This window comes from Acinetobacter sp. MYb191, assembly GCF_037572605.1.
In the GTDB taxonomy this organism is placed as follows: domain Bacteria; phylum Pseudomonadota; class Gammaproteobacteria; order Pseudomonadales; family Moraxellaceae; genus Acinetobacter; species Acinetobacter johnsonii.
This window is the reverse complement of sequence record NZ_JBBGZP010000013.1, coordinates 175,019-198,900: the sequence shown is the minus strand read 5'-3', so window position 1 is coordinate 198,900 and position 23,882 is coordinate 175,019. Positions and strand designations below refer to the sequence as shown.

Sequence of the window (23,882 nt, the reverse complement as noted above, 5' to 3'; positions counted from 1 at the left end):
ATCACGCGCCAACAAAGCGCGCGAGCGCACGCTCAAAGCGTTGTAAACCTGCTTCGATATCTGCTTCTGGAATAATTAATGATGGCGTGAAACGAACGACATTTGGACCTGCAACCAGCGCCAATAAGCCTTCTTCGCCCGCTAAAGTCACGATGTCTTTGGCTTTGCCTGCATATTCAGCTTTTAGTACACAACCAATGAGTAAACCTTGACCACGGACTTCTTCAAATAGACCATAGCGTGCATTTAACTGATTTAAACCGTTGGCAAAAATTTGCGCACGTGTACGTACACCATTCAACACTTCTGGGGTATTGATCAAACCAAATACGGCATTAGCTACAGCAGACGCCAATGGGTTACCACCATAAGTCGTACCATGGTCACCCACCACAAACATGTTGGCAAACTTATCTGTTGTGATCATGGCACCAATTGGGAAACCACCACCAAGTGCTTTAGCTGTAGTTAAAATGTCTGGGGTCACATCAGTGTTCATATACGCATATAAAGCACCTGTACGACCAACACCTGTTTGCACTTCATCAAAAATCAGTACCGCACCATGTTGATCACACAGTTCACGTAAGCCTTTTAAAAACTCAGGGCTTGCCGTAATGACACCGCCTTCACCTTGAATCGGCTCAACAATCACCGCACACGTGTCTGCATCAATCGCTTCACGTACTGCATCTAAATCATTGAATGGTAAGTGGTGAATACCTTCTGGAAGCGGTGCAAAATCTTGTGAATATTTCGGTTGACCACCTGCCGTAACCGTAAACAAAGTACGACCGTGGAAAGCATTTTTAAATGCAATAATTTTATTTTTGCGTGCAGAGCCTGAAAGTAGGCCTACTTTGCGCGCAAGTTTCAAAGCCGCTTCATTGGCTTCTGCACCAGAGTTACAGAAGAACACTTTATCTGCAAAGGTGTTATCAACTAATTGTTTTGCAAGCGCAAGTACAGGCTCATTGGTATAACCATTGCCAATGTGCCAAAGCTTTTGACCTTGTTCAACCAAAGCTTTAACCGCCACAGGGTGAGCATGTCCAAGCGCATTGACCGCAATACCACCTGCAAAATCAATATATTCCTTACCTTGCTGATCCCATAAACGAGAACCTTCGCCACGCACAGGAATAAACTGAGCGGGTGCAAAAACTGGCACCATGTACTGATTAAAATCTTGGCGATTTGGTTGACTATTCTGGTTCATGGTTTGTTCGTCCTTAATAAATCTGATGTTGTTCTTTCTAATAATGTGGTGTGCCCCGAAGGGCACGGAACTTCCCCTTAACCTGGGAAAATTCCTCGTTCTTTACGTGCTTTTAAGATACGTTTACACGCCAAGATGTATGCTGCTGTACGTAGGCTGCACTGCTTTTCGCTTGCAGTGAACCAAACGTCTTCAACTGCTGACATCATGAGTTTGTCTAAACGTTGATTAATTTCTTCTTCTGTCCAGAAGTAGCTCGCCATATCTTGAACCCATTCGAAGTAACTCACGGTTACACCACCTGCGTTACACAGTACGTCAGGTACAATCGTGATTTTACGTTCTAACAGAATGTCTTCTGCGTCTGGATACGTTGGACCATTCGCACCTTCCAAGACTAATTTTGCAGTCAATTTTTGCGCACGTTCAGGCGTAATCTGACCTTCTAAAGCCGCTGGAATTAAAATATCCATTTCAACTGACCAGAACGCTTCGTCTTCAATTAAAGTGGCATCAGGGAAGCCTGCTACACCTTTATGAATCGCAACGTAGTCTTGTAGCTGCTTAACGTCCATGCCTTCAGCATTAAAGATCGTGCCTGTATGGTCTTGTACACACACCACTTTCGCATTGGCTTTATGGAATAAGTAACCCGCTTCGCTACCCACGTTACCGAAACCTTGGATCGCTACACGGCTGCCTTCAAGCGCGAGATTGATTTTCTTAGCAACTTCTAAACCAGTCACAAATACGCCACGACCAGTTGCACGTACACGACCTAAAGAACCACCCAAGTGCACAGGCTTACCTGTCACCACACCTGTTACGGTATGACCTTTAATACTTGAATAGGTATCCATCATCCAACCCATGATGTCTGCATTGGTGCCTACATCTGGAGCTGGAATATCGACTTGTGGGCCAATCACTAGGCTAATTTCACTAGTAAAACGGCGTGTCAGGCGTTCAAGTTCACGTGGAGACAATTTGCGAGGGTCTACACGAACACCACCTTTAGCGCCGCCATACGGTAAGTTTAATACCGCAGTTTTAATCGTCATCCACGCTGAGAGTGCCATGACTTCATTGAGTTCTACGTCTGGATGATAACGAATACCACCTTTACCCGGTCCACGCGACAAATTGTGTTGTACACGATAACCTTCGAAGTGCTGGATCGAACCATCGTCCATCACGATTGGTACATCAACAATCAAAGCGCGCTTAGGACGCTTTAAAGTATCGATGAATGGAATTAAGTCGTCTTCCAGATATGGCGCAACACGGTTAATCTGTGCAAGATAGGTCTGCCAAGCGCCACTATTGTCCATTTCATATGACAAAGACATGATGTTTCCCTTTGAAAATTTGGTGAATCAAATCCATTAAATAGATATGAGACATCACCCGCAGAACACATCGCCTCAGCTCGATGTAACGTTCATGTGGATACTGCTCAATATGCATAGTATGAAAAATCAAACTGCGCCGAAAAAGTTGTAATTTTGATTAAAATGAAATAAATTTCATCAAATTGATAACAGGAAAAATCAAAATGAATGATACGGACAGTCAAATCCTCGGCTTACTGCAAGACAATGCACGTATCTCGATTACCGAGATTGCTAACAAGCTCCGTATCTCTCGAAATACGGTGCAAAAGCGTATTGAATATTTGGAAACCAGTGGCGTGATTACAGGCTATACGGTGCGGATTAAACCGGGGACTGAGAAGAATAGTATCCGTGCTTGGATGAATATTATGGTCGAAGGCACCAAGACCAGTGCGGTGGTCAAAGAGCTCAGAATTGACCCTGCCGTGCATACCTTGCATAGCACCAATGGCAAGTGGGATCTGTTGGTAGAGTTGAAGTCTGACAGCTTAGAAAATTTTGATCGAATTTTAGAACGAATTCGAAATATTTCAGGAATTTACAATACTGAAACCAGCATTTTACTGTCTACCTATAAAGTTTAAAGTCGATAAAGACAATCTGGAAAATTTATACTTCTCTCTAGCCTGTTGCCTTAAAATCAAAAGATGTTGCAAATTGGATGCTGGACTAAAAGTGTATAATCCATAAGGATCAAATTCTGCTTTATTTGAGCGGTTAGTGTGAATATTTAACATTATTACCCTAATCTATCATGTTGTTTTATAGTATATAAAATAGTGAACACTACCCCACTAGATGCATTTGGCTATTATAAAAATCCTTTGATAGGCTCGATACTTGGTTGTCGTTTCTCCACCCATACTTAGTCTAGACCACTGATTTGGTCTGTGCTGGTTTGAATGGCATGACACTTCAAATGTTCTCATTTTAAAGCGTGACGAGCCTTTATTTTATAGTCAGTTTGATGGGGTTGATCCATCTCGAACTGCAAAAATGATTCAAGCAGAAAAAATACCAGAACAATGCAATATATGGAGCAGATTTCAGGTGTAGTGGAGTATATGAGTCAAGAATTTTCACTTTTACAGCATTAAGTTAATTATATTCGCTTATAAAAAGTTAATTTTAAAAATATATTCATTTAATTGAATTTTACTTACCTCAAGATAATAGGTTGATTGTTAGCATGGGTGACCTCTATTTTATTCTAATTATTATTTGTTTTTTTGTTGTTATATTGTCTTTAGTTTTTGTTGTTTTATTTGATAGACAGATATATTTACTTGGCATCTTATTTTTGATACCAATGCTTTTTTTTGGGTATAAATATTTGCCATACTCCCCTTCATTTGATTACCTTGAGAAAGAAGAGTTATGCGGGATTTATGTGTATGAAGATTATGTTATTTCATCAAGACCTCCTTATCCAAAGGAATATTTTATAAGATTTGATCAGTATGGTATATTTGGATTCAGAAATAATACCTACCCAGATAGAGTGCGTTTTGATAATCTAAAAAAAGGGCAAAAAGTTTGTTTGATTTTAAAGCGCAGGAAAGATAAAGAAAACGATTTGAGTCAAGCAATTTTAATTTTACTAAAAAATTAATAATAAGGGTTGCTATGAATATAAAACCTCTTTCATAAAAAAAGTGATCTTATTAGATTGATCAAATATTATCTCGCATAACTATAAGTTTCAGGGTCAGACCAATATTAGACCTTGCAATATTTTAAAATAAATCGATTCTCCTCCAATAATACGCCCATAAAAAATCAGCCTTGAATGGGCAAGGCTGATTCTTTAACTGATGGTTACTGGACTGACTTAAACAGATAAGTCCACGCACAAATATTTCATTTCGAGATATTCGTCGATACCAAATTTAGAACCTTCACGACCTAAGCCAGACTGCTTCACACCACCAAAGGGAGCCACTTCATTTGAAATCGCACCTGTGTTGATGCCCACCATACCGTACTCAAGCGCTTCACCAACACGCCACTGACGTGCTGTGTTTTGAGTGAACAAGTAAGTTGCTAGACCAAACTCAGTGTCATTGGCCATTTGCACTGCTTCTTCTTCCGTTTTAAAACGGAATAGCGGTGCCAATGGACCAAAGGTTTCTTCTTTTGCCACTTTCATCTCTTGTGTCACTTCCGTTAAAAGTGTCGGTTCAAAGAAAGTACCACCTAGGCTTGAGCGTTGACCACCGGTTTTAACCTGCGCACCTTTGCTAATGGCATCGGCAATATGCGACTGTACTTTTTCAATCGCGGCTTCATCGATCAGCGGACCTTGGGTTGAAGTCTCAACTCGGCCATCACCCACTTTTAAGTTCGCTACAGCAACTGCCAGTTTTTCAACCAAAGCATCGTAAATACCGTCTTGTACATAAATACGGTTGGCACATACACAGGTCTGTCCGCTATTGCGGAACTTGCTGGCCATAATGCCTTGTACCGCTTGCTCAAGATTGGCATCATCAAAAACCAATACTGGTGCATTACCGCCTAATTCTAAAGACAGTTTTTTGATGGTTGGCGCACATTGTTGCATCAAAATACGACCAACTTGAGTTGAACCTGTGAAGCTCAACTTTTTCACCGTGTCGCTTTCACACAGTGTTTTACCCACTTCGCTTGAATCACCGCTGATGTGTAATAATACGTCTTGTGGCAAACCCGCACGTAGCGCTAACACTTCTAAAGCATAAGCCGTTAAAGGCGTTTGCTCAGCAGGTTTCACAATCATCGAGCACCCTGCTGCAATTGCAGGTGCGGCCTTACGTGTGATCATTGCTGCGGGGAAGTTCCACGGCGTAATTGCTGCCGTAACACCAATCGCCTGTTTGATCACCAACAAACGTTGGTTCGGCAGTGTTGGTGTTAAAACTTCACCATCGATACGGCGCGCTTGTTCTGCAAACCAACGAATAAATGAAGCCGCATAGCCAATTTCACCACGTGCTTCAGCTAAAGGCTTACCTTGTTCAGCAGTCAAAATCTGAGCCAATGACTCTTTATTTTCCTGCATCAAATCAAACCAAGCCCAAAGCACATCAGCACGTTGTAGAGCTGTTTGCGCTTTCCACGCAGTTTGTGCCTTTTGAGAGCGAGCAATCACTTGCTCAACTGACGCGCGGTCATGGGATTTCACCCATGCCAAAGTGTCATGTGTTGCGGCATCTTTGACTTCGATGTAACCGCCATTTTCAGGCACATCAAAACGAATATCTGGATGCTGTAATAAATCTTTATATTGCGCTTGAAGCATAGTCATTACTCTTCAATTATGCTGCAGCAGAAAGTGCAAAACCTTGTTTTAAAATGTTTAAGCCAGCACGGAATTGTTCTGCAGGAATCGTTAAAGGATATAAGAAACGGATCACATTACCATAACGGCCACAGGTCAAAATAAGCAAGCCATTTTGCATTGCATAGTTTTGAATTGCTTTCGCTTGATCCGCCGTTTCCAACTCAATCGCGACCATTGAACCCAACGCACGAATTTCTTGGACTGTAGTCGAAGACAGTTTGAGTTCATTCAGAACCTCAACCAACTCTGCGCCCAATACATTTGCACGTTCGCAAAGACCTTCTTCTTCAATCACGTCCAGTACGGCATGTGCAGAAGCCACAGCCACTGGGTTACCTGCATAAGTACCACCTAGACCACCTGGGTTTGGTGCATCCATCACTTCAGCACGACCAACCACGCCAGAGATTGGGAAACCACCACCAAGGCTTTTCGCCATAGTGATTAAATCGGCTTTGGTCTCGTAGTGATCCATGGCAAATAACTTACCAGTACGGGCAAAGCCTGTCTGTACTTCATCTGCAATAATCAAAATACCGTGTTGATCACATAGCGCACGTAAACGCTTTAAGAATTCAGCAGGAACAACGTTGAAACCGCCTTCACCTTGAACAGGTTCAAGCACAATAGCAGCGACATCATGCGCCGCAATATCTTCAGCAAAAATATCTTCAATGCTTTCAATCGCAGCATCGACAGTAATGCCCTTTGACTCTACAGGATAGCGCGCATGGAAAACACCTGAAGGCATCACACCAAAGTCACGTTTGTACGGTGCAGTTTTACCTGTCATTGCCATGGTCATAAATGAACGACCGTGGAAACCGTTACCAAAAGTCACAATACCGTGACGACCTGTGTAAGAACGTGCGATTTTCACTGCATTTTCTACAGCTTCAGCACCAGTAGAGAAGAATGTTGTTTTCGCTTCACCCGCAATTGGCGCACGTGCATTTATACGTTCAGCTAAAGAAACATAGCTTTCATACGGTACAACTTGGTACGCTGTATGGGTGAATTTAGTCAATTGTTCAGTAACAGCAGCAATAATTTTAGGATGACGGTGACCTGTGTTCAGTACCGCAATACCACCCGCGAAGTCAGTATATTGATTCCCTTCAGCATCCCAAATGGTGGAATTTTCTGCTTTCTCCGCATACCATTGACACATGACACCAACGCCACGAGGAGTCGCTTTTAGTTTACGTGCGTTCAGTGCAGAGTGTTTACTGTCCATTTTGTATCCTCATTCTTGATTCATACATTTATAAAATTTCAGCGTCCCGATCATGCTTTTTGCTGATATACAAAGGACGTGGGGTTTATTGCATTTTGCGCTTTTATTGGCACTAGACGAGAGCCACTTTTCATCAGACAGATGGAGCCAATTTACCCTATCCCTTTATAGTTATTTTCCACCTGAAATATTTATTTGATAAAAATAAACAACTTAAAAAATATCAATTAAAAAAGACATACTTATTTAAGAGAGCCATTACGGTATTCAATCGAATCACCAAAAATGATAAAGAAACCCAAAACTCAGCAGATGACTGTGCCAACCCAGAACCCATTTATGTCCAGCCTTACGCTTTTCTGACTATATTTTCAAACCGTTGTACGCGAATGTGTAAATCATCTAAAAAAACTTTTGCTTTGGATACGACTTGTGTATATTTCCAGCCCCTTAGTCGCGGGCATTTGCTCCCAACGTCTTCAAGCGAAATGCTTTACAACGGCTGCCTGACGAGATAATTTTGCATTTATGGTAATCGCTCAAGAAAAGCCATTTTAATATTGTAGGAGAGAGCCAATTGCGTAGCTTGCTTGGAGATTATTTACTGCAACGATTACAGCAAGATATTGACGGAACCCTACAATTGCGGTTGTTTCGCTGCTTACGCAACGCCATTATTGACAGTGTGCTCGCACCCAAAACTCGCCTACCTGCATCGCGTGATTTGGCCAAAGAAATTAAAGTCTCACGCAATACCGTACTCAGTGCATATGAACAATTACAAGCACAAGGCTATGTTGAAGCACGTACAGGCCAAGGCACGTGGGTCGCTGAAAAACTGCCTGAGTCCTTTTTGGTCAAAGCTGAAAATACCAATAGCCAAACTCAAGAAAAAAAGCCCCAGCAGAATTATAATTTGTCGCAACGCGGTTCCTATCTCATCGGCTATTCAGCTGCATCACCTTACCAATGGGGCGCGTTTGTGCCCGGTGCACCCGATGTCACAGAGTTTCCGCACCATATTTTTAGCCGTATTCAGACCCGCCTCAGCCGTGAACCTGAGATTAACAGTCTCATATATAGCAATGCGGGCGGTTGTTTAGAGTTGCGCCAAGAACTGGCTGAATACCTCAAAATTGCGCGTTCGGTGCAATGCGATGCAGACCAAATCATTATTACCGAAGGGACACATCAGGCGATCGATTTGGTTTCGCGGACCTTAAGTGACCCAGGCGATGAAGTTTGGATTGAAGATCCAGCTTATTGGGGGGCACGGAATATTTTACGCATTAATGGCGTAAATCTACGCTCCTTGCCTGTCGATCAAGAAGGTATTATTCCTGACCTAGACCCGAAAACCCCGCCTAAACTGATTTTTGTGACGCCTTCACATCAGTACCCTTTAGGCTCTCACTTAAGTTTAGAACGTCGTAAACAACTGATTGCCATCGCGCGCCAGCATAAAAGTTGGATTGTGGAAGATGACTATGACAGTGAGTTCCGCTTCTCGGGTCAGCCCTTCCCTTCTTTGCAAGGTTTGGAACCTGATGCACCTGTCATTTATATGGGAACCTTCAGTAAAACCATCTACCCAGCTTTGCGTATTGGCTATTTGGTGGTCCCTAAAAAGTTGTTTTCACCACTGCGTATTGTGGCATCGGAACTATATCGGGGCGGGCATTTACTGGATCAAAAAGTCTTGGCAGAGTTTATCCGTGAGGGCCATTATGAAGCACATATTCGTCGTATGCGTTTACTCTATAGCAAGCGTCACGCCTTTTTAATCGACCTGATTACACGTCATCTTGGGGCAGACTTCCTGCATGAATACAATACCGCTGCTGGTTTACATTTGATTTTAAAGCTGCCGAGCAACATGGATGATGTGTTAATTGCCAGCAATGCACTTGATCAAGGCGTAAAAGTTCGAGCACTGTCACAATACTATACCAAGCATTATTCAACACGGCAGAAAGGACTACTATTGGGCTTTGCCTGTGTCCGTGAACAAGAAATATTGGTGGCTTTTGGTGTGTTACTCAAATGTCTACGAAATGCAGGAGTTCGTACGCTGAGTTGATTGTTTTTATAAATTAGATACTTAAGTTTTTTTTACAACCATTCGACTTACGACTAAAGACGCAGTTACAAAGCTGAGTTTTGCTGCTTCATTCTATAAATTATTGAGATGAGAGTAAACATTGGCTCCCCAGCTTTTCATATTTTAGCTGCAATTGGCTCCTTCCAAATGCTAAAAAATGGCTCTCGTTTACTGAGAACAAAAAAGAGAGATTAGGTGCATACATAAACAACATGTAACCGCTTTGTAGCCAAAGTGTGATTTTTCACGCTTTGACAGGAATATCAGATTTATTCATTTTTGCCTTAATAATGATAAAGCCTCTGATCATTCGGTTACAGTTTTAAAGGATGAGTAGTCCGAAAAAGGCTTTGCCCCCTTTTGAAGCTACCTCCTTAAGATTAAGGAAAATTATATGGAAGCACCTAAACAAAGCGCTGTGCCGGATGCATCTCAAGGCTTAAAAAATGGACTTAAGTCGCGTCATCTCACCATGATTTCGATTGCAGGTGTCATTGGTGGTTCACTGTTCATCGGCTCAGGAAATGTTATCTATTCGGCAGGCCCTGCTGCAGTTTTGGCCTATGCGTTTGGTGGATTACTCATTCTGTTAATCATGCGTATGCTAGGTGAAATGGCTGTTCTCAATCCAGACAGTGGGTCGTTTTCAACCTATGCAGATCGTGCCATTGGGCGTTGGGCTGGTTTTACCATTGGCTGGCTGTATTGGTGTTCTTGGGCTTTGCTGATGGGCTGGGAAGCCTATGTCGCAGGTAAAATTCTCAACAGTTGGTTTCCCTTTATCCCAATCTGGGGTTACATGCTAGTCGTGATTGTGTTCTTAGTTTTGGTTAACTTACAAAATGTGAAAAACTATGGTGAATTTGAATTTTGGTTTGCACTCATCAAAGTAATTGCGATTGTGATTTTCTTAGTGATTGGTAGCTTGGCTATCATGCATTTATGGCCATGGGGTCAAGCAACTGCATCAGGAATCACGCATTTAACTGCAGACGGCTTCATGCCGAACGGTTTCTCGGCAGTGATCACCGCCTTACTTGGGGTTATGTTTGCCTACATCGGTGCTGAAATTGTTACAGTTGCGGCGGCAGAATCAGAAAATCCAGCCCGTGAAATCCGTAAAGCATCTAACTCTGTGGTTTGGCGGATTATGTTGTTCTATGTCGGTTCAATGTTTATTACCGTCTGCCTAATTCCACATAACAATCCACTGTTAAAAGATCCAACTTGGGGAACCTATAGTGTGACTTTGTCAGCACTTGGCATTCCAGAAGCAAAACACATTGTTAACTTTGTAGTCCTGACCTCGGTATGTAGCTGTTTTAACTCGGCACTTTATACCTGTTCACGGATGTTATTTTCACTGTCAAAACGTGGCGATGCACCAAAAAGCTTCGGTTCGATCAACCGTAATGGTAGTCCGTGGATGGGCGTTCTGGTCTCATCATTATTTGCTCTAGTAGCGACGTACCTTACCGCGACTGAAAGTATGAATGTCTATGACATCTTCATGTTAGCAACAGGTACAGCAGCGTTGTATGTCTACCTGACCATTGCCTTCTCACAATTACGTATGCGTAAGAAATTAGAAGCCGAAGGACAAGTGATTGACTTTAAAATGTGGTTATTCCCTTGGCTCACTTATCTTGCCATCGTCTTTATCATTGGTGCACTCATTACCATGCTTGTGGAAGGTACCTACTTTAAAGAAGTGACTTACACTAGTTTACTTGCCTTGTTTATAGTTGGATTAGGCATCTGTGCACAGAAGTTTAACTGGGGAAAGCATGCTCAAGATAAGCCTATGAACACTCAAGCCGATTTGAGCAATAACCTTTAATTTTAAAATAATCTGGTAATGATCTAAGGTTACACCAGATTAAACCGATGGCTTTCAAGTGAGAGCCATCGGTTTTTTAATGGTACTAAATGACCACTTAGATGAAACTCAAAATCTTAATTAAGATCTTTGATCACCACATTTTTATGGTAAGCCTCGACAGGCTGCCCCACGATAACACGGTTCTTCAGTGCTCCTTCTCGCCAACTTGAACGGTAAATGCCCATTTGGAAATAAGGTGACCACTTTTGATGGTAATTATTGACCCCACTGATGTTGGCTACTTCTTTCCCATTATGTTTCACCACCACTTTCCCGGGAATCAGTTGATTGTTTGCATCAAGTTCTGACCATTGGATATCAAAATTCCAATCATTCCACTGGTTATACACCACAGGCACATCTAAGACATAACGCTTCAAAAGCGTTTCTGGAACCGCCAATGGTGAACTCATTGGCTTCAACTCATATAAATGTAACTGCCATTCAGGTTTTAGACCTGAAAGCACCAAGGCTATTGGAGGATTCAAATCCTTGCCATTTAGGTTAAAACCATGCCACTGCGCCAATATTGTTCCATACTGAAAGGCGGGCCATGTTGAGGGAATATAATGAGAAAAAGAATAGTTGTAATGACCCCAACCAAATTGCTTTCGTTGTATTTCTGCGCGATAACATTGACCATCATCAGGCACGACAAATTTGGCAACATTCTGTCCTGTACCAGCAGGATCTTTAACAATTGTTGCTGAACTACGATTTTCAAAGTGGAGAGCCATTGCATTCCACGTCGACAGATTATTGCTATATTTATCGACACGAATCGTCCCCGTCTCAAAGCCATCACGAAAAATGACCTTACCCTTTTCTTCTGTATTGTCGACCAATACATCATCATCTTTAGGATCTGGTATCACATCTGATGGATTGACAACTTGTTCTGTATTTCTTGCGAAGACTTGTAGTTTGACCGTAGTGGTTTGACTGTCTTGTTGACCATCATTCACCACTAAACTCAGTTCATAATCTCCTGTACGGTCTGGAATAAAATGAAATGTTTTATCTGTACTGGCACCAAAACTGGGAAAGCTATTTTCAGGCTTTTTAACAACCGACCAACGATAGCTCAATGTCATCGCGCCATCATCAGTACTTTCAGAACCATCTAAAAGTATACTATCCCCGACCATAACGCTATCCTGCGTTGACTGAATTACGGCTACAGGCATTTCATTTTGAACATCTTTTACCGTTGCTGTTGTTGACTGCTGATCCTCACCGCCCCCGCAAGCACTCATCCCCAAAACTGTAGCTAAAACTAAAAAACATCTAATTTTTTTCATGCAAATGCACTCTATTTATACCCACCCAAAATCTGCCATGTACCTTACCTCACCCATTTATCATTGAGCGGAGGAAACAGTGAGACATGGCCAAATTCAATTTTTAAAAACCTAAAAACGAGCTTCATTTGAAACAATGAAACGTGCTGCTTTAGTTGTTGATAAATGATCAATTTTCCCCAAAATCAACCATTCAGCACAGCCTGCTCATCTTATAACATTATGAAAATTCAGCTCTGCTTTTTTTATGGCTGAATACTCAAAAAATGATTATCAGTAGTGAATATTTTAAAAAATCTAAAAAACAGCAGTAAGAAAAAATAAAATATTAATCACACAAAATGCCCACTTTTTAATGTAATTGGCATTTTTTGTAGTCTTTTATCTATATTTTTTTAACTTACAATTAGTTAAATTAACTTGCATCGATAATCATTAGCCCAACCTAGCATGACCACTTTTTTAACTATAAGATGATATTTTTACTCTAGGGATGAGAAGATGAATAAGAAGCCAACAATTATTTTAGTACATGGATTTTGGGGCGGCGCTGCCCATTGGTCTAAAGTCATTACTGACCTATCTCACCGAGGTTACGAAGCCCTCCGTGCCGTTGAACTGCCTCTCACCTCTTTGGCCGATGATGTCGAACGAACCCGTAAAATGATTGCACAAGTACAAGGAGATGTACTTTTAGTTGGCCACTCCTATGGGGGGGCGGTCATTACCGAAGTGGGTAATCAACCCAATGTTGTTGGTCTAGTCTATATTGCAGCTTTTGCACCCGATGCTGGTGAAAGTCCAGGTGGCATTACTCAGCAACATTTACCCGTTGGCGCACCCAACTTAGAACCCGACAGTGACGGATACCTTTGGGTCAAAGCCGATAAATACCATGAAAGCTTCTGTCAGGACTTAACGAATGATGAAGGACTGGTCATGGGCATCACCCAGAAAGCCCCTGTTGCCAGTACTTTTGGTGATACCATTTCAAACCCAGCATGGAAAAACAAACCATCTTGGTACCAAATTTCAACTGAAGACCGCATGATTCACCCTGAAAACCAAGCCATGATGTCTTCACGCTTAAATGCTCAAAAAGTCATTTCTTTAAATGCCAGTCATGCTTCACTCGCATCTCAACCCAAAGCCGTTGCTGATTTAATTGATGAAGCCGCAACTTTCCTTGCGCATTAAACTATCTATATTGAAGGGAGTCTACAGACTCCCTTTTTTAGAGCTATTTTAAGTATCAAACGACTTTCGAATCACAATAGATAGCGCAATATCATTATCCTATTGGTGTAAATATTCGCACATACTTGGTTCGATGGCTGTCAGCTAGACCTCAGCTTTTACTACTGACCTTATCATTCATAATGAAGTTTCCTCGTTAAAAGTTTTATTTAAACTACGCTATTTCAAACCATGTGTTATGCGAGTTTTGAATAACATTTTTTAACTAACTCAGCATCAAAACTTTCTGTATATTTTAATTAAGCAATAAGAATGAATAGATCATAAAAACAGTTCAAAAAATATAACAGACTAAGTGCACTTTTCTATTTTGTTATATTTTTTCTCTCCAATTCTTGTACCTACATCTTCTAGACATCCTGATGCAAGATCATCATCAGTATTTTAAGTAGGTAGTTTTTAATGAAACGATCTATGCTTTTTTATCATTCCGATTTAGACAGCAATTGGGTATCTAACCGTCGATATTCCTGCCGGCCATGGAGGATGCAATGAGCCTCGGATTAACCGCACTTGAGTTGGCAAGAATTCAATTTGCCTTTACTGTTTCCTTTCATATTATTTTTCCTGCAACTTCTATTGGTTTAGCCTGCTTTCTTGCCATGCTGGAATGGAAGTGGCTACGCACCCAAAATCCAATTTATAAAGACTTATTTAAGTACTGGATTAAGATTTTTGCCGTGGCATTTGCTATGGGGGTTGTTTCGGGCATTGTCATGGCCTACCAGTTCGGGACCAATTGGAGTGAATTTTCACGCATCGCAGGTAGTGTCACTGGACCACTACTCACGTATGAAGTCATGAGCGCCTTCTTTTTAGAGGCAGGTTTCTTGGGCATTATGCTATTTGGTTGGGGACGCGTCAGTCCCAAAGCCCACTTTTTTGCCACTTTAATGGTCGCTATCGGTACCTGTATTTCCATGTTCTGGATTTTATCCTCCAACAGTTGGATGCAGACACCTCAAGGCTTTGCCATCGAAAATGGTATTATTGTCCCCACAGACTGGTGGGCAATTGTGTTTAACCCATCCTTCCCCTATCGATTTGCCCATATGGCAGCAGCGGCCTTCCTAGTCTCATCACTTTTGGTGGTTGGCACCGCAGCCTGGCATTTGCTGAAAGGTCGTCGTGATGAATTGGTAAAAAAGTCTTTTTCTATGGGCTTATGGATGGTACTGGTCACGTCTTGCTTACAAGTTGTGATTGGGGATAACCACGGTTTAAATACCTTAAAACACCAACCTGCAAAATTGGCAGCCATTGAGGGTCATTGGGAAACCAATCGTGATCATGGCATGCCTTTATTACTGTTCGCTTTACCGAATATGGAAACAGAATCGAACGATCTTGAGATTGGTATTCCCAATCTGGGCAGTTTGATTCTGACGCATTCCCTAGAGGGTCAGGTTACTGGTTTAAAAGACTTCGCAGCTGAAGACCGTCCGAATGCACTGATTGTATTCTGGAGTTTCCGGGTCATGGTTGGCTTGGGCATGTTAATGGTTTTACTCTCGTTAACAGCGCTGTGGCTACGTAAAAAAGGCTCTCTATACGAAAGCAGTTGGTTTCATAAATTTGCCATCATCATGGGGCCTACAGGTTATATCGCGCTCCTAGCAGGTTGGGTCACTACGGAAGTTGGCCGTCAGCCTTGGGTCGTGTATGGTGTGATTCGGACTAAAGACGGTTTATCGCATACAGTCACCGCAGATCAAGTCGGCTTGAGCCTGATTATTTTTGTTCTGGTCTATACCGTCGTCTTTGGTGCGGGTATTTACTACATGCTGCGCTTGATCAAATTAGGCCCTGCTTTTTCTACGCCTTTAGATGCCGTGCAAGATACTGGCCCGGGGCATTTTAAAACCCCTTTACGTCCACTCAGTGCTGTTGAAGAATCTATCGAGACCACTGATCCTTCTGCTCAAAATAGTAAGGAGAAACCACATGATTGATCTCGCTTTGGTTTGGGTCGGTATTATCGGGCTCGGGGTACTCATCTATGTGGTTATGGATGGTTTCGACTTAGGCATTGGCATTCTGTTTCCCTTTATGAACGGAACGCAAGAACGTGATGTGATGATGAATACCGTCGCGCCCGTTTGGGACGGTAATGAAACATGGATGGTCCTAGGTGGTGCTGGCTTATTCGCTGCATTTCCTTTGGTCTATTCAACCGTTTTATCGGCACTGTATTTACCCATTATCTTTATGGTGGTTGCCCTGATTTTCCGCGGTGTGGCATTCGAGTTTCGTTTCAAAGCCACGCGCACCAAATACCTCTGGGATCTCGCGTTTATCTGGGGCTCTATCTTATCGAGCTTTTTCCAAGGCGTGATTTTAGGGGCTTATATCCAAGGTATTCAGACCACCAATGGTATTTACAGCGGTGGTGGATGGGACTGGTTCACGCCATTTACATGTTTTACCGGTCTAGGAGTCGTGGTCATGTATGCCACCTTAGGTTGTGGTTGGCTCATTTGGAAAACCGAAAAAGAGATACAGCAACGGATGTTTCATCTCATGCCTAGGCTGATTATTACTTTGCTCATCATCTTCGGTGCCGTAAGTTTATATACGCCGCTGACCCATCCTGAAATTGCGCAGCGTTGGTTCTCTCTGCCGAATCTATACTATTTTAGCCCAGTGCCAATTTTAGTCTTACTGTTTGTTGGCTTGATTCTATCGGCGTGCAAAAAGCAGCATGAACTAAAACCGTTTATCTATACTTTGGCTTTAGTCTTTTTGGCTTTTACTGGCTTCGTCATCAGCTTATGGCCCAATATTATTCCGCCATCGGTCACTATTTGGCAGGCCGCTGCACCTGAGTCAAGTTTGAAGTTCACCTTAGTAGGAGCTGCAATTCTCATTCCGATCATCATTGCCTATACCTTCTTGTCCTATTGGGTGTTCCGTGACAAAGTACGTATAGGGGATCAGGGTTATCATTAATTGAGGAGATAGACATGAAAAAATTTGTTGATCGACTCAGCCCACGATTATGGTTTATTTTATTGTGGTGCTTTGGCTTTATTTCTCTCGCACTAATTGCGGGTTTCTTTAAGCTGTTACTGAGTTTTGCTTACTAAAGCCAGCCAAGCATTTTTTATGAATTAGGCACGGGACTTTCAATACATGTCCTGTGCCTTTTAATTGCAGCGAACCCATATGTATAAATCAGAAAAACTTGCACTCAGCCTGAAACATTTGATTGAACGTGGTTTTTGGAAAGCCAACGATAAACTACCTTCACTCCGTCAACAAGCTGAAACATCGGGTTTTAGCCTGATGACGGTGATGAATGCCTATCAAGAACTCGAAGCGCAAGGGCTGATTTATTCACAAGAAAAACTCGGTTACTTTGTGACAGGCGATGCACGCTCAGAAAGCAACTCCAATAGTGTCATCCTCAACGAAAAGATTGAAATCAACTCTAAAATTTTCAGATACTTAAAATCGATCCAATCTGAACAAATGGTTCCCTTTGGCATTGCCTTTCCCAACAGCCAACTACTCTACTCTGCCAAGCTGATGCAAACGTTGGGACAACGTGCCAAACACCGTCTTAGTTATGAACAGATGCCAAGTTTACCTCCCGGAAACTTTGAGCTACGGAAACTGATTGCGCAGCGCTACTGTATGCAAGGAATTCCAACAGACCCATCCGATATCGTAATTACCTCGGGCGGATTAGATGCTTTAAACCTCTCCTTACAAGCCATGACCCAACCGGGTGACTATATTTTACTTCAAAAAACAATATTTTATGGTGCATGGCAAGCGGCTGAACATTTGGGCCTAAAAGTCATTAGTATTCCTGAACATGAAGAACATGGTATTGACCTTGAGGCGTTTAAAGATGCAATTGAACGTTATCCAATTAAAGTCTGTTTATTGATGCTCAACAGTCACAACCCAATTGGTTTTACGGTCAGTGACGACATCAAATACCAACTGGCAAAGCTACTGCATGAGCGCGATATTTATTTAATTGAAGACGATGTGTATGAAGAGCTTTATTTTGATCATAAAAAACCACTGTCGATGAAATACTTTGATCAGAAAAATTTGGTTTTACACTGCTCTTCTTTTTCAAAAACTTTGGGTGCGGGTTTTCGGATTGGTTGGGTCTATGCAGGTAAATTTTCGGAGCATATTCAGCATCTACAGCTGATGAGCACGCTTTCCGTCAACTCGTTTATTCAAAATGCTTTGGTTGATTATTTATCGCATCGACACTATGAAAAGCACTTAAAAACTTTGCGTAACACCTTAAAACGTCTCAAAAATCAGTATTACACTTATTTATCTGAACATTTGTCTGAAGAATATCAAATTCATTATTATCCATCGGGCTATTTCTTATGGATTACTTTGCCCGAGCAGATCAATGGAAATTTGATTTATGAGCAGCTTTTAGAGAAAAATATCAGCATTGCGCCCGGTTCATTATTTTATCAAACCGACAATGTCCCACATCATATTCGAATCAATTGTTCATTTGAAATCAATGAGCGTATTCAAAATGCCTTAGATGCCTTGATCCAATGTATTTACCCAGAAGCCTTTGAATAAAAGTTGAATGGTTTAAATCAAGGCTGATTTAAACCATCTTTTGATTTGAAGAGACTCACTGCCCATACTGCAAATATCACTATCCCAGAGATAAAATGACATGATCAGATCGGATCATGTCATTCCTCTCAAGCTAGGTATAAGATTTCTCAGCACTCATATTCTGAAAATAGGTGCGATAGACATAGACACAGCCAAGTGAAAAGCCAGCCATCAGGCCGGATGCAACAGGTAAATGCATCACACTGTCTTGTGGAAAGACAAAAACCAAAAATGGAAAGGCATATACCGCAGGAATGCGCATATCAAAGAGCTTGAGCAAAAGAAACATCAAGGGCATATATATGAGGGTGAGCAAGATCCAATCTTGAATCCACAACTGCATAAACACGGCCATTGAAATCGACAGTGTCAACACAGCAACCTGCTTAAGATACATTTTCAACGAATACATCATCATATTTAATGATTCATACACCACCACTGTAATGGGTGGAATCAGTGCCATCGCTTCAATCTTGAAAATAGCAGCGAGTGCAAAACCGATTAAAGTAATACTGGCATACACACCTATTTTTCGTCGATCAAAATTGCCTTTTCTCTCCACGCCTTGGTTCAGCTTAAAGAGCACAACACCCAACATTAGGATAAAACTGGTGGCAAAAATCGAAATCAAAAACGATATTTCGTAGGCTTGGGTCACAATCGGCAAGAAACCCGTGGCCAGTGCGGGCGGTAATATATAGTTAAACATCCGCATCACGAGCAACATGGCACAGAGAACCAAAACCAGTTTGAACAGATATGAAATTGGCATCAAATTAATACAGAAGCCTATAACAGCGGTCAAACTGGGTAAAATAAAAATTTTATCTGGCTGATTCAGCCACTGTTTATCTCGATAGACCCACAGCCCAACGGCCATCGCCGCCATTTCAGGCAGAATAATTTCACGATCATTCAGTCCATAGGCAGCCGCCACCATAAGCCCTATAAAGACAAAGGCCGCGAGATAGCTTTTGGGACTTAAGATTGTCTTTGCATGTGACATAGGATTCATATTCGATTCCTTATTGATTTAAAAAGATATAAAGCCAAGTAAATACTTCGTCACTGCAATCAGCGATGGCGCAAATAGCACCATAATGATTCCTGAAATAATCATCGAGAGACTGGCAATGACGCCTTCCAATTCATGCCGCTGTCTTGCCCGAGCTATGCCCATAGCATGTGCGGCATTACCTAGTGCTGCGCCCGAAGCAAGATGATTTTTATATTTCATCCAAAGCAAAAGGAGATCTCCCAACAACATACCGACCAAACCTGTAATCACAGTAAATAGCGGAATCAGGCTGATAGAGCCCCCCACTTTTTCGGTAAGCACCAAAGCGAAAGGAATCGAAATGGAACGCGCCAACAGGCTATTTTTAACAATGTCATCAAAATCCAATAGGCTCGCCAAAAACCAACTGCTGAAAATACCCACCAACATGGCGAGGCTAGAACTGAAGAGCAACACTTTAAAATGTTGCTGAATCATGCGGCGATAACGAAAAACAGGAATAGCAAAAGCCACTGTGATTGGACCGAGCATGGCCACCAAATATTGGGTATAAAAGTAATAGTCTTGGAACTGATGCTGTAAAAGAAAGATCAGTACGATGCTCAAGCTAGGAACAACAATAATGGGGGATAAATAGATTTTTTGTGTTCGAACAAAGAGCCTCTTTGCCATGAAATAGCACAGCACGGTCCAAACCAAGTAAAAAATTCCCCAAAATTCAGTCATTCTGATCTTCCAGTTTTGGTTCTTGATTTAGCTCTGGCTGCTTTAACAACAACCGCACGCTATATACAGAAACCATCATCACTAATGCGGTGCTGATTAAAATCACTAGCAGAATTTTCCAACCACTGGTGATCAATAAATCCTGATATTGAATCACACCAACCACAGGCGGAATGAAAAACAGCAGCAGTTCAGCCAGCAACAGATCGGCACCGCGTTCAACGTGGGCTAATTTCAACCATTTCATTTCAAGTAAAAACAACAGCAGAAAAAACCCAAGTACCCCTGATGCCACTGGTAAACTCAACAACTTTTGTAAGACATCAGCACAGCTCCAAACGGCCAAAATGGCCATGATTTGGCAGCTCGCAGTGTTTAGCTTCTTCAGCCGAGTTTGGTCATGCAACATCTCAATTTATGTCCGCATATGCCCGCTCTTTAAACGGCTGGATCGAGACACGTTTGTAGGTTTCTAAAAAAGATTCATGTGCTAAACGAAGATCCAGATAAGTATTTAGAATTTCTTCCAGCACATCGGGAATATCTTCTGCAGGAAATGATGGCCCTAAAATATCACCGATGGATGCATCATGATCTGAGTTACCGCCTAAGCTAATTTGGTAATATTCAGCGCCTTTTTTATCGACACCTAAGATGCCAATATTGCCGACATGGTGGTGTCCACACGCATTCATACAACCTGAAATGTTCAGATCGACCTTGCCTAAATGATATAAAGCATCCAGATCATCAAAACGGCGAGCAATCGCTTCATACACCGGAATGGATTTGGCATTTGCCAATGAGCAAAAGTCGCCGCCTGGACAGCAAATCATGTCAGTCAGAAAGCCAATATGCGCACGAGCCAAATTGCCACGATCTAAGACTTGCCACAGTTCAAACAGATCCTTTTGACGTACGTCGGTTAAGGCAATATTTTGCTCATGGGTGGTTCGCAGCTCACCAAAGGTATATTGGTCAGCTAAATCTGCAATTAAACTCATTTCATCGGAAGTCATATCCCCCGGTGCTACACCCGCCCGTTTTAAGCTGATCGTAACGATGCGGTAGCCCGCGACTTTATGCGCATGGGTATTGATACTGAACCAGTGTTTAAACTTCGGATACTGTTGGAACAAAGCCTCAAAATTTTCCGCATCTAAAGGTTCATAGGCAAACGGTCGAAATACGGCATCCATTTGCGCTAAAACACTGGGCTGAACTTTGAGCAGTGTTTGAGTATGTGCAAACTCAGCTTCAACTTTTTCTGCAAAGCCCGCTGGAGTGAGGGCTTTCACTAAAATTTTAATACGTGCTTTGTATTTATTATCACGGCGGCCATGCAAGTTATATACGCGCATGATGGCATCTAAATAAGCAATTAAGTGTTCACGAGCTAAAAATGGCTTAATGACATGTCCCGCTAAAGGTGTACGTCCAAGACCGCCGCCGACTTTAATTTGATAGCCCAATTCTCCTGCTTCATTTTCCACCAGATAAACCCCAACATCATGGAAGGTCGTGGCAGCACGGTCTTGTTCAGGGTGTGCACAAACTGCAATTTTGAATTTACGCGGAAGGAATGAAAACTCTGGATGGAAAGTACTCCACTGACGAATCAGTTCACAGGTGGGACGCGGGTCTGTGAGCTCGCCCTCAACTACACCTGCATACTGGTCTGTGGTGGTGTTTCGAATACAGTTGCCACTGGTCTGAATAGAATGCATGTGTACCGTAGCGAGTTCCTGCAAAATATCAGGAACATCTTCAAGCTGCGGCCAATTCAGTTGAATATTTTGACGTGTAGAAATATGCGCATAACCACGATCATACTTCTGTGCAACCTCAGCCACCTTACGCAATTGCTCAGAGTTCATTAAGCCATAAGGCACTGCCAAACGTAGCATGGGAGCATAGCGTTGAACATATAAACCATTTTGTAAGCGTAAGGGACGATATTCTTCTTCAGTCAGTTTCCCCTCTAAATAACGCTGGGTTTGGTCGCGAAACTGTGCGACTCGTTCATTTAATAAATTTTGATCAAAGTCTGTATATAAAAACATGGGGATGACCTAAGTATATGCATCAATATGAAAGAAAAGCTGTTTTGAATGGGAGATCAAAAATGCAAGTTAGGCGAAAAAAGTCGCCTGCTTTCGGGACACACCATGTTGTAAACAGGTCTGCATATACTCGGCATAGACCGATAACTTTTCATAAATATGCTCGGCATAGAACATATCTTCAACCAACTGGATCGCTTGCTGCTGGTTATAACTGCCATAACTCAACAGTAACTGCGCATTTAATGTAGCGAATTTTTCACATAAATCGATATATTGCTGATCTTTGTTTTTAAAAAACAATTTCCGCATATTCCATTCACCGCTGTCGATAATGGCATCTTGTGGATGGGTAGAAATATAATTAATTTTGACTTTAAAAAACTGTTCTAGCTCCGCGAGTTTTTGTGTATTGAGCGCTAATGATGTCACCAAAAAAATCTGAGAGACATCAGTTCGACATAGTGCTTTGATCAATGAAAAATAGAAAAAATCGACATCATTGAATATGCTATCACTCAAATCTAAATAAACATTGAGTGCCTCAAGCACATCATCTATTTTTAGGTTTTGTTTTTGCTCTGCTTGATAGTAACGATTGAGGATATTGAGTACGGTTGGCGTTGCAGGACTGCTATAAATCACAGGATGGTTCAAATTTGCCAAGATAAAAGGCGCAAATAAAAATGCGACCTCGGCATGTTCTGCTTGAATGGCAGACTGCACAATATACTGAACTTTAGCACTTGAAAAATCACGTAAAACTTTAGCACGTAACAAAGTCGCTTCTAAGTTTAAATATTGCTGCGCAAGTAGATGTTGCAGTTGGTCTGAAAGACCCTGCCCCTCAACCAATTCAGAAATTGTATTTAGTTGCTGTGTTATAAACATTACGCCACCATCAAGATTGTGATCCCTTCTTGAGTCAAATTTTCAGCTAGTTTGGTGTGAATGAGTAGCTACAGTAAGGCTTGAAAAAACTATAACAGCGTGCCTCCTTCTCAAGTTTTACGGGTACAAAGCCATCAAAATTAGAAAATAAATTCGCTATTTAAATAGAAGCCAATCCCCTCATGGCGTTATTTTGAGTGCCTAAAAATTCAGAAACGACTTTTCTATTTTCCTATTTCAAGCAGCCCCTTTAGCCATTGAATATAAGGTGGAATCTAGAAAGGAGAATAAAAGTTATGGCTGACAAGACACCTCTAAAGTTGTTTTAATCCGTTCTAACACAACAGTGGTTTTAAACCATTGCACATTGGCATTATGATGAAAAAGCTGATCACATAAGGCTTGAAACCGACTCATACTTGGCACCAAGAGTACCAGCATAAAATCTGCCTCACCGGTTACGTAATAACACTGCTGTACTTCTGGAATTGAAAAACTCGTTTTCAACGCCTCAAGGTCAGTCACATGGGTTTGGTTGACACGAACCTCGACAAAAATCGTAATCACTTGCCCCAATTTGTCTGGATCAAGCAATGCGGTATTGCCAATAATATAGCCACTGTCTCTTAATTTTTGAATGCGACGTTGTACCGAGGCCGTTGATAAATGCACTAAATCAGCCAATTCTCGGAGCGGCGTTAAGCAATCTTTTTGCAGATGCTCCAATAAAGCGAAATCAAACTTATCTAATTGCATGAGCAGCTTCCTGCGAGAAATTTTCTCATCCAAACTAATGATTACAAGCCATTTTATCAAGATTATTGCAATAAAATAGCATCCATTGATACAGCTTA

Annotated in this window: 20 protein-coding genes; 9 read left to right on the top strand and 11 right to left on the bottom strand. The window is 41.8% G+C overall.

Annotated features, from left to right (window positions below; translation table 11 throughout):
* Position 1: 1 nt before the first annotated feature.
* Both WH214_RS07885 and WH214_RS07880 read right to left on the bottom strand, forming a co-directional pair.
* Entirely contained in the window at positions 2–1,219 is a 1,218-nt protein-coding gene (locus WH214_RS07885; protein ID WP_339421529.1) for an aspartate aminotransferase family protein, read from the bottom strand.
* A 77-nt stretch (positions 1,220–1,296) separates the two neighbouring features.
* Positions 1,297–2,571, bottom strand: a complete 1,275-nt coding sequence (locus WH214_RS07880) for a Glu/Leu/Phe/Val family dehydrogenase (RefSeq protein ID WP_171253722.1) — start codon at positions 2,569–2,571, stop codon at positions 1,297–1,299.
* 203 nt (positions 2,572–2,774) lie between these two features.
* Between WH214_RS07880 and WH214_RS07875 the strand changes: the two genes are divergently transcribed.
* Together WH214_RS07875 and WH214_RS07870 are read left to right on the top strand one after the other, a co-directional pair.
* The gene (locus WH214_RS07875; protein ID WP_004981435.1) at positions 2,775–3,197 is read left to right on the top strand and encodes an Lrp/AsnC family transcriptional regulator; all 423 of its coding nucleotides are present in this window, start codon (positions 2,775–2,777) and stop codon (positions 3,195–3,197) included.
* Between the two features lie 605 nt (positions 3,198–3,802).
* Positions 3,803–4,225, top strand: coding sequence for a hypothetical protein (locus WH214_RS07870; protein ID WP_339421530.1), 423 nt, complete (start codon positions 3,803–3,805; stop codon positions 4,223–4,225).
* 219 nt (positions 4,226–4,444) lie between these two features.
* On the opposite strand, the gene WH214_RS07865 is transcribed toward WH214_RS07870, so the two are convergent.
* On the bottom strand, positions 4,445–5,893 hold the full coding sequence (locus tag WH214_RS07865; RefSeq protein ID WP_005400031.1) for an NAD-dependent succinate-semialdehyde dehydrogenase: 1,449 nt from the start codon (positions 5,891–5,893) through the stop codon (positions 4,445–4,447).
* Positions 5,894–5,909: 16 nt separating this feature from the next.
* Positions 5,910–7,172: a 4-aminobutyrate--2-oxoglutarate transaminase gene (gabT, locus tag WH214_RS07860; RefSeq protein WP_339421531.1), complete on the bottom strand. Its 1,263-nt coding sequence runs from the start codon at positions 7,170–7,172 to the stop codon at positions 5,910–5,912.
* Between the two features lie 577 nt (positions 7,173–7,749).
* On the opposite strand from gabT, the gene pdxR reads away from it, so the two are divergent.
* Together pdxR and WH214_RS07850 are read left to right on the top strand one after the other, a co-directional pair.
* A complete protein-coding gene (gene pdxR / locus WH214_RS07855) occupies positions 7,750–9,252 on the top strand; it encodes a MocR-like pyridoxine biosynthesis transcription factor PdxR (protein WP_279676802.1) in 1,503 nt (500 codons plus the stop codon).
* A 415-nt stretch (positions 9,253–9,667) separates the two neighbouring features.
* A complete protein-coding gene (locus tag WH214_RS07850; RefSeq protein ID WP_339421532.1) occupies positions 9,668–11,113 on the top strand; it encodes an amino acid permease in 1,446 nt (481 codons plus the stop codon).
* Between the two features lie 116 nt (positions 11,114–11,229).
* Here the strand turns inward: WH214_RS07850 and WH214_RS07845 are convergent, their stop codons facing one another.
* Complete coding sequence (locus WH214_RS07845; RefSeq protein WP_339421533.1) at positions 11,230–12,456, bottom strand: heparin lyase I family protein; 1,227 nt, start codon at positions 12,454–12,456, stop codon at positions 11,230–11,232.
* Between the two features lie 501 nt (positions 12,457–12,957).
* Here WH214_RS07845 and WH214_RS07840 point away from each other — a divergent pair.
* The 5 genes from WH214_RS07840 (at position 12,958) to WH214_RS07820 (ending at position 18,285) form a co-directional block, all read left to right on the top strand.
* Positions 12,958–13,653 carry an alpha/beta hydrolase gene (locus tag WH214_RS07840; protein ID WP_004981456.1) on the top strand — a complete coding sequence of 232 codons (696 nt, stop codon included), beginning with the start codon at positions 12,958–12,960 and terminating at the stop codon, positions 13,651–13,653.
* A gap of 551 nt (positions 13,654–14,204) precedes the next feature.
* Positions 14,205–15,665, top strand: coding sequence for a cytochrome ubiquinol oxidase subunit I (locus tag WH214_RS07835; protein WP_339421534.1), 1,461 nt, complete (start codon positions 14,205–14,207; stop codon positions 15,663–15,665).
* Positions 15,658–16,662, top strand: a complete 1,005-nt coding sequence (gene cydB / locus WH214_RS07830; protein WP_339421535.1) for a cytochrome d ubiquinol oxidase subunit II — start codon at positions 15,658–15,660, stop codon at positions 16,660–16,662. The genes WH214_RS07835 and cydB overlap by 8 nt, the downstream gene beginning before the upstream one ends.
* Positions 16,663–16,676: 14 nt before the next feature.
* Entirely contained in the window at positions 16,677–16,799 is a 123-nt protein-coding gene (locus WH214_RS07825) for a hypothetical protein (RefSeq protein WP_004694789.1), read from the top strand.
* A 79-nt stretch (positions 16,800–16,878) separates the two neighbouring features.
* Complete coding sequence (locus WH214_RS07820; protein ID WP_339421536.1) at positions 16,879–18,285, top strand: aminotransferase-like domain-containing protein; 1,407 nt, start codon at positions 16,879–16,881, stop codon at positions 18,283–18,285.
* Between the two features lie 133 nt (positions 18,286–18,418).
* Here WH214_RS07820 and WH214_RS07815 read toward each other — a convergent pair whose 3' ends face one another.
* The 6 genes from WH214_RS07815 to WH214_RS07790 form a co-directional block, all read right to left on the bottom strand.
* Complete coding sequence (locus WH214_RS07815; protein ID WP_339421537.1) at positions 18,419–19,345, bottom strand: HPP family protein; 927 nt, start codon at positions 19,343–19,345, stop codon at positions 18,419–18,421.
* 18 nt (positions 19,346–19,363) lie between these two features.
* Positions 19,364–20,074: an LrgB family protein gene (locus WH214_RS07810; protein ID WP_339421538.1), complete on the bottom strand. Its 711-nt coding sequence runs from the start codon at positions 20,072–20,074 to the stop codon at positions 19,364–19,366.
* The gene (locus tag WH214_RS07805; RefSeq protein WP_339421539.1) at positions 20,067–20,483 is read right to left on the bottom strand and encodes a CidA/LrgA family protein; all 417 of its coding nucleotides are present in this window, start codon (positions 20,481–20,483) and stop codon (positions 20,067–20,069) included. Before WH214_RS07805 ends, WH214_RS07810 begins: the two co-directional genes overlap by 8 nt.
* 1 nt (position 20,484) lies before the next feature.
* Positions 20,485–22,137, bottom strand: a complete 1,653-nt coding sequence (locus tag WH214_RS07800; protein WP_339421540.1) for a nitrite/sulfite reductase — start codon at positions 22,135–22,137, stop codon at positions 20,485–20,487.
* A 69-nt stretch (positions 22,138–22,206) separates the two neighbouring features.
* Positions 22,207–23,028: a hypothetical protein gene (locus WH214_RS07795; RefSeq protein WP_339421541.1), complete on the bottom strand. Its 822-nt coding sequence runs from the start codon at positions 23,026–23,028 to the stop codon at positions 22,207–22,209.
* A 294-nt stretch (positions 23,029–23,322) separates the two neighbouring features.
* A complete protein-coding gene (locus WH214_RS07790) occupies positions 23,323–23,784 on the bottom strand; it encodes an Lrp/AsnC family transcriptional regulator (protein WP_339421542.1) in 462 nt (153 codons plus the stop codon).
* Between the last annotated feature and the right edge of the window lie 98 nt (positions 23,785–23,882).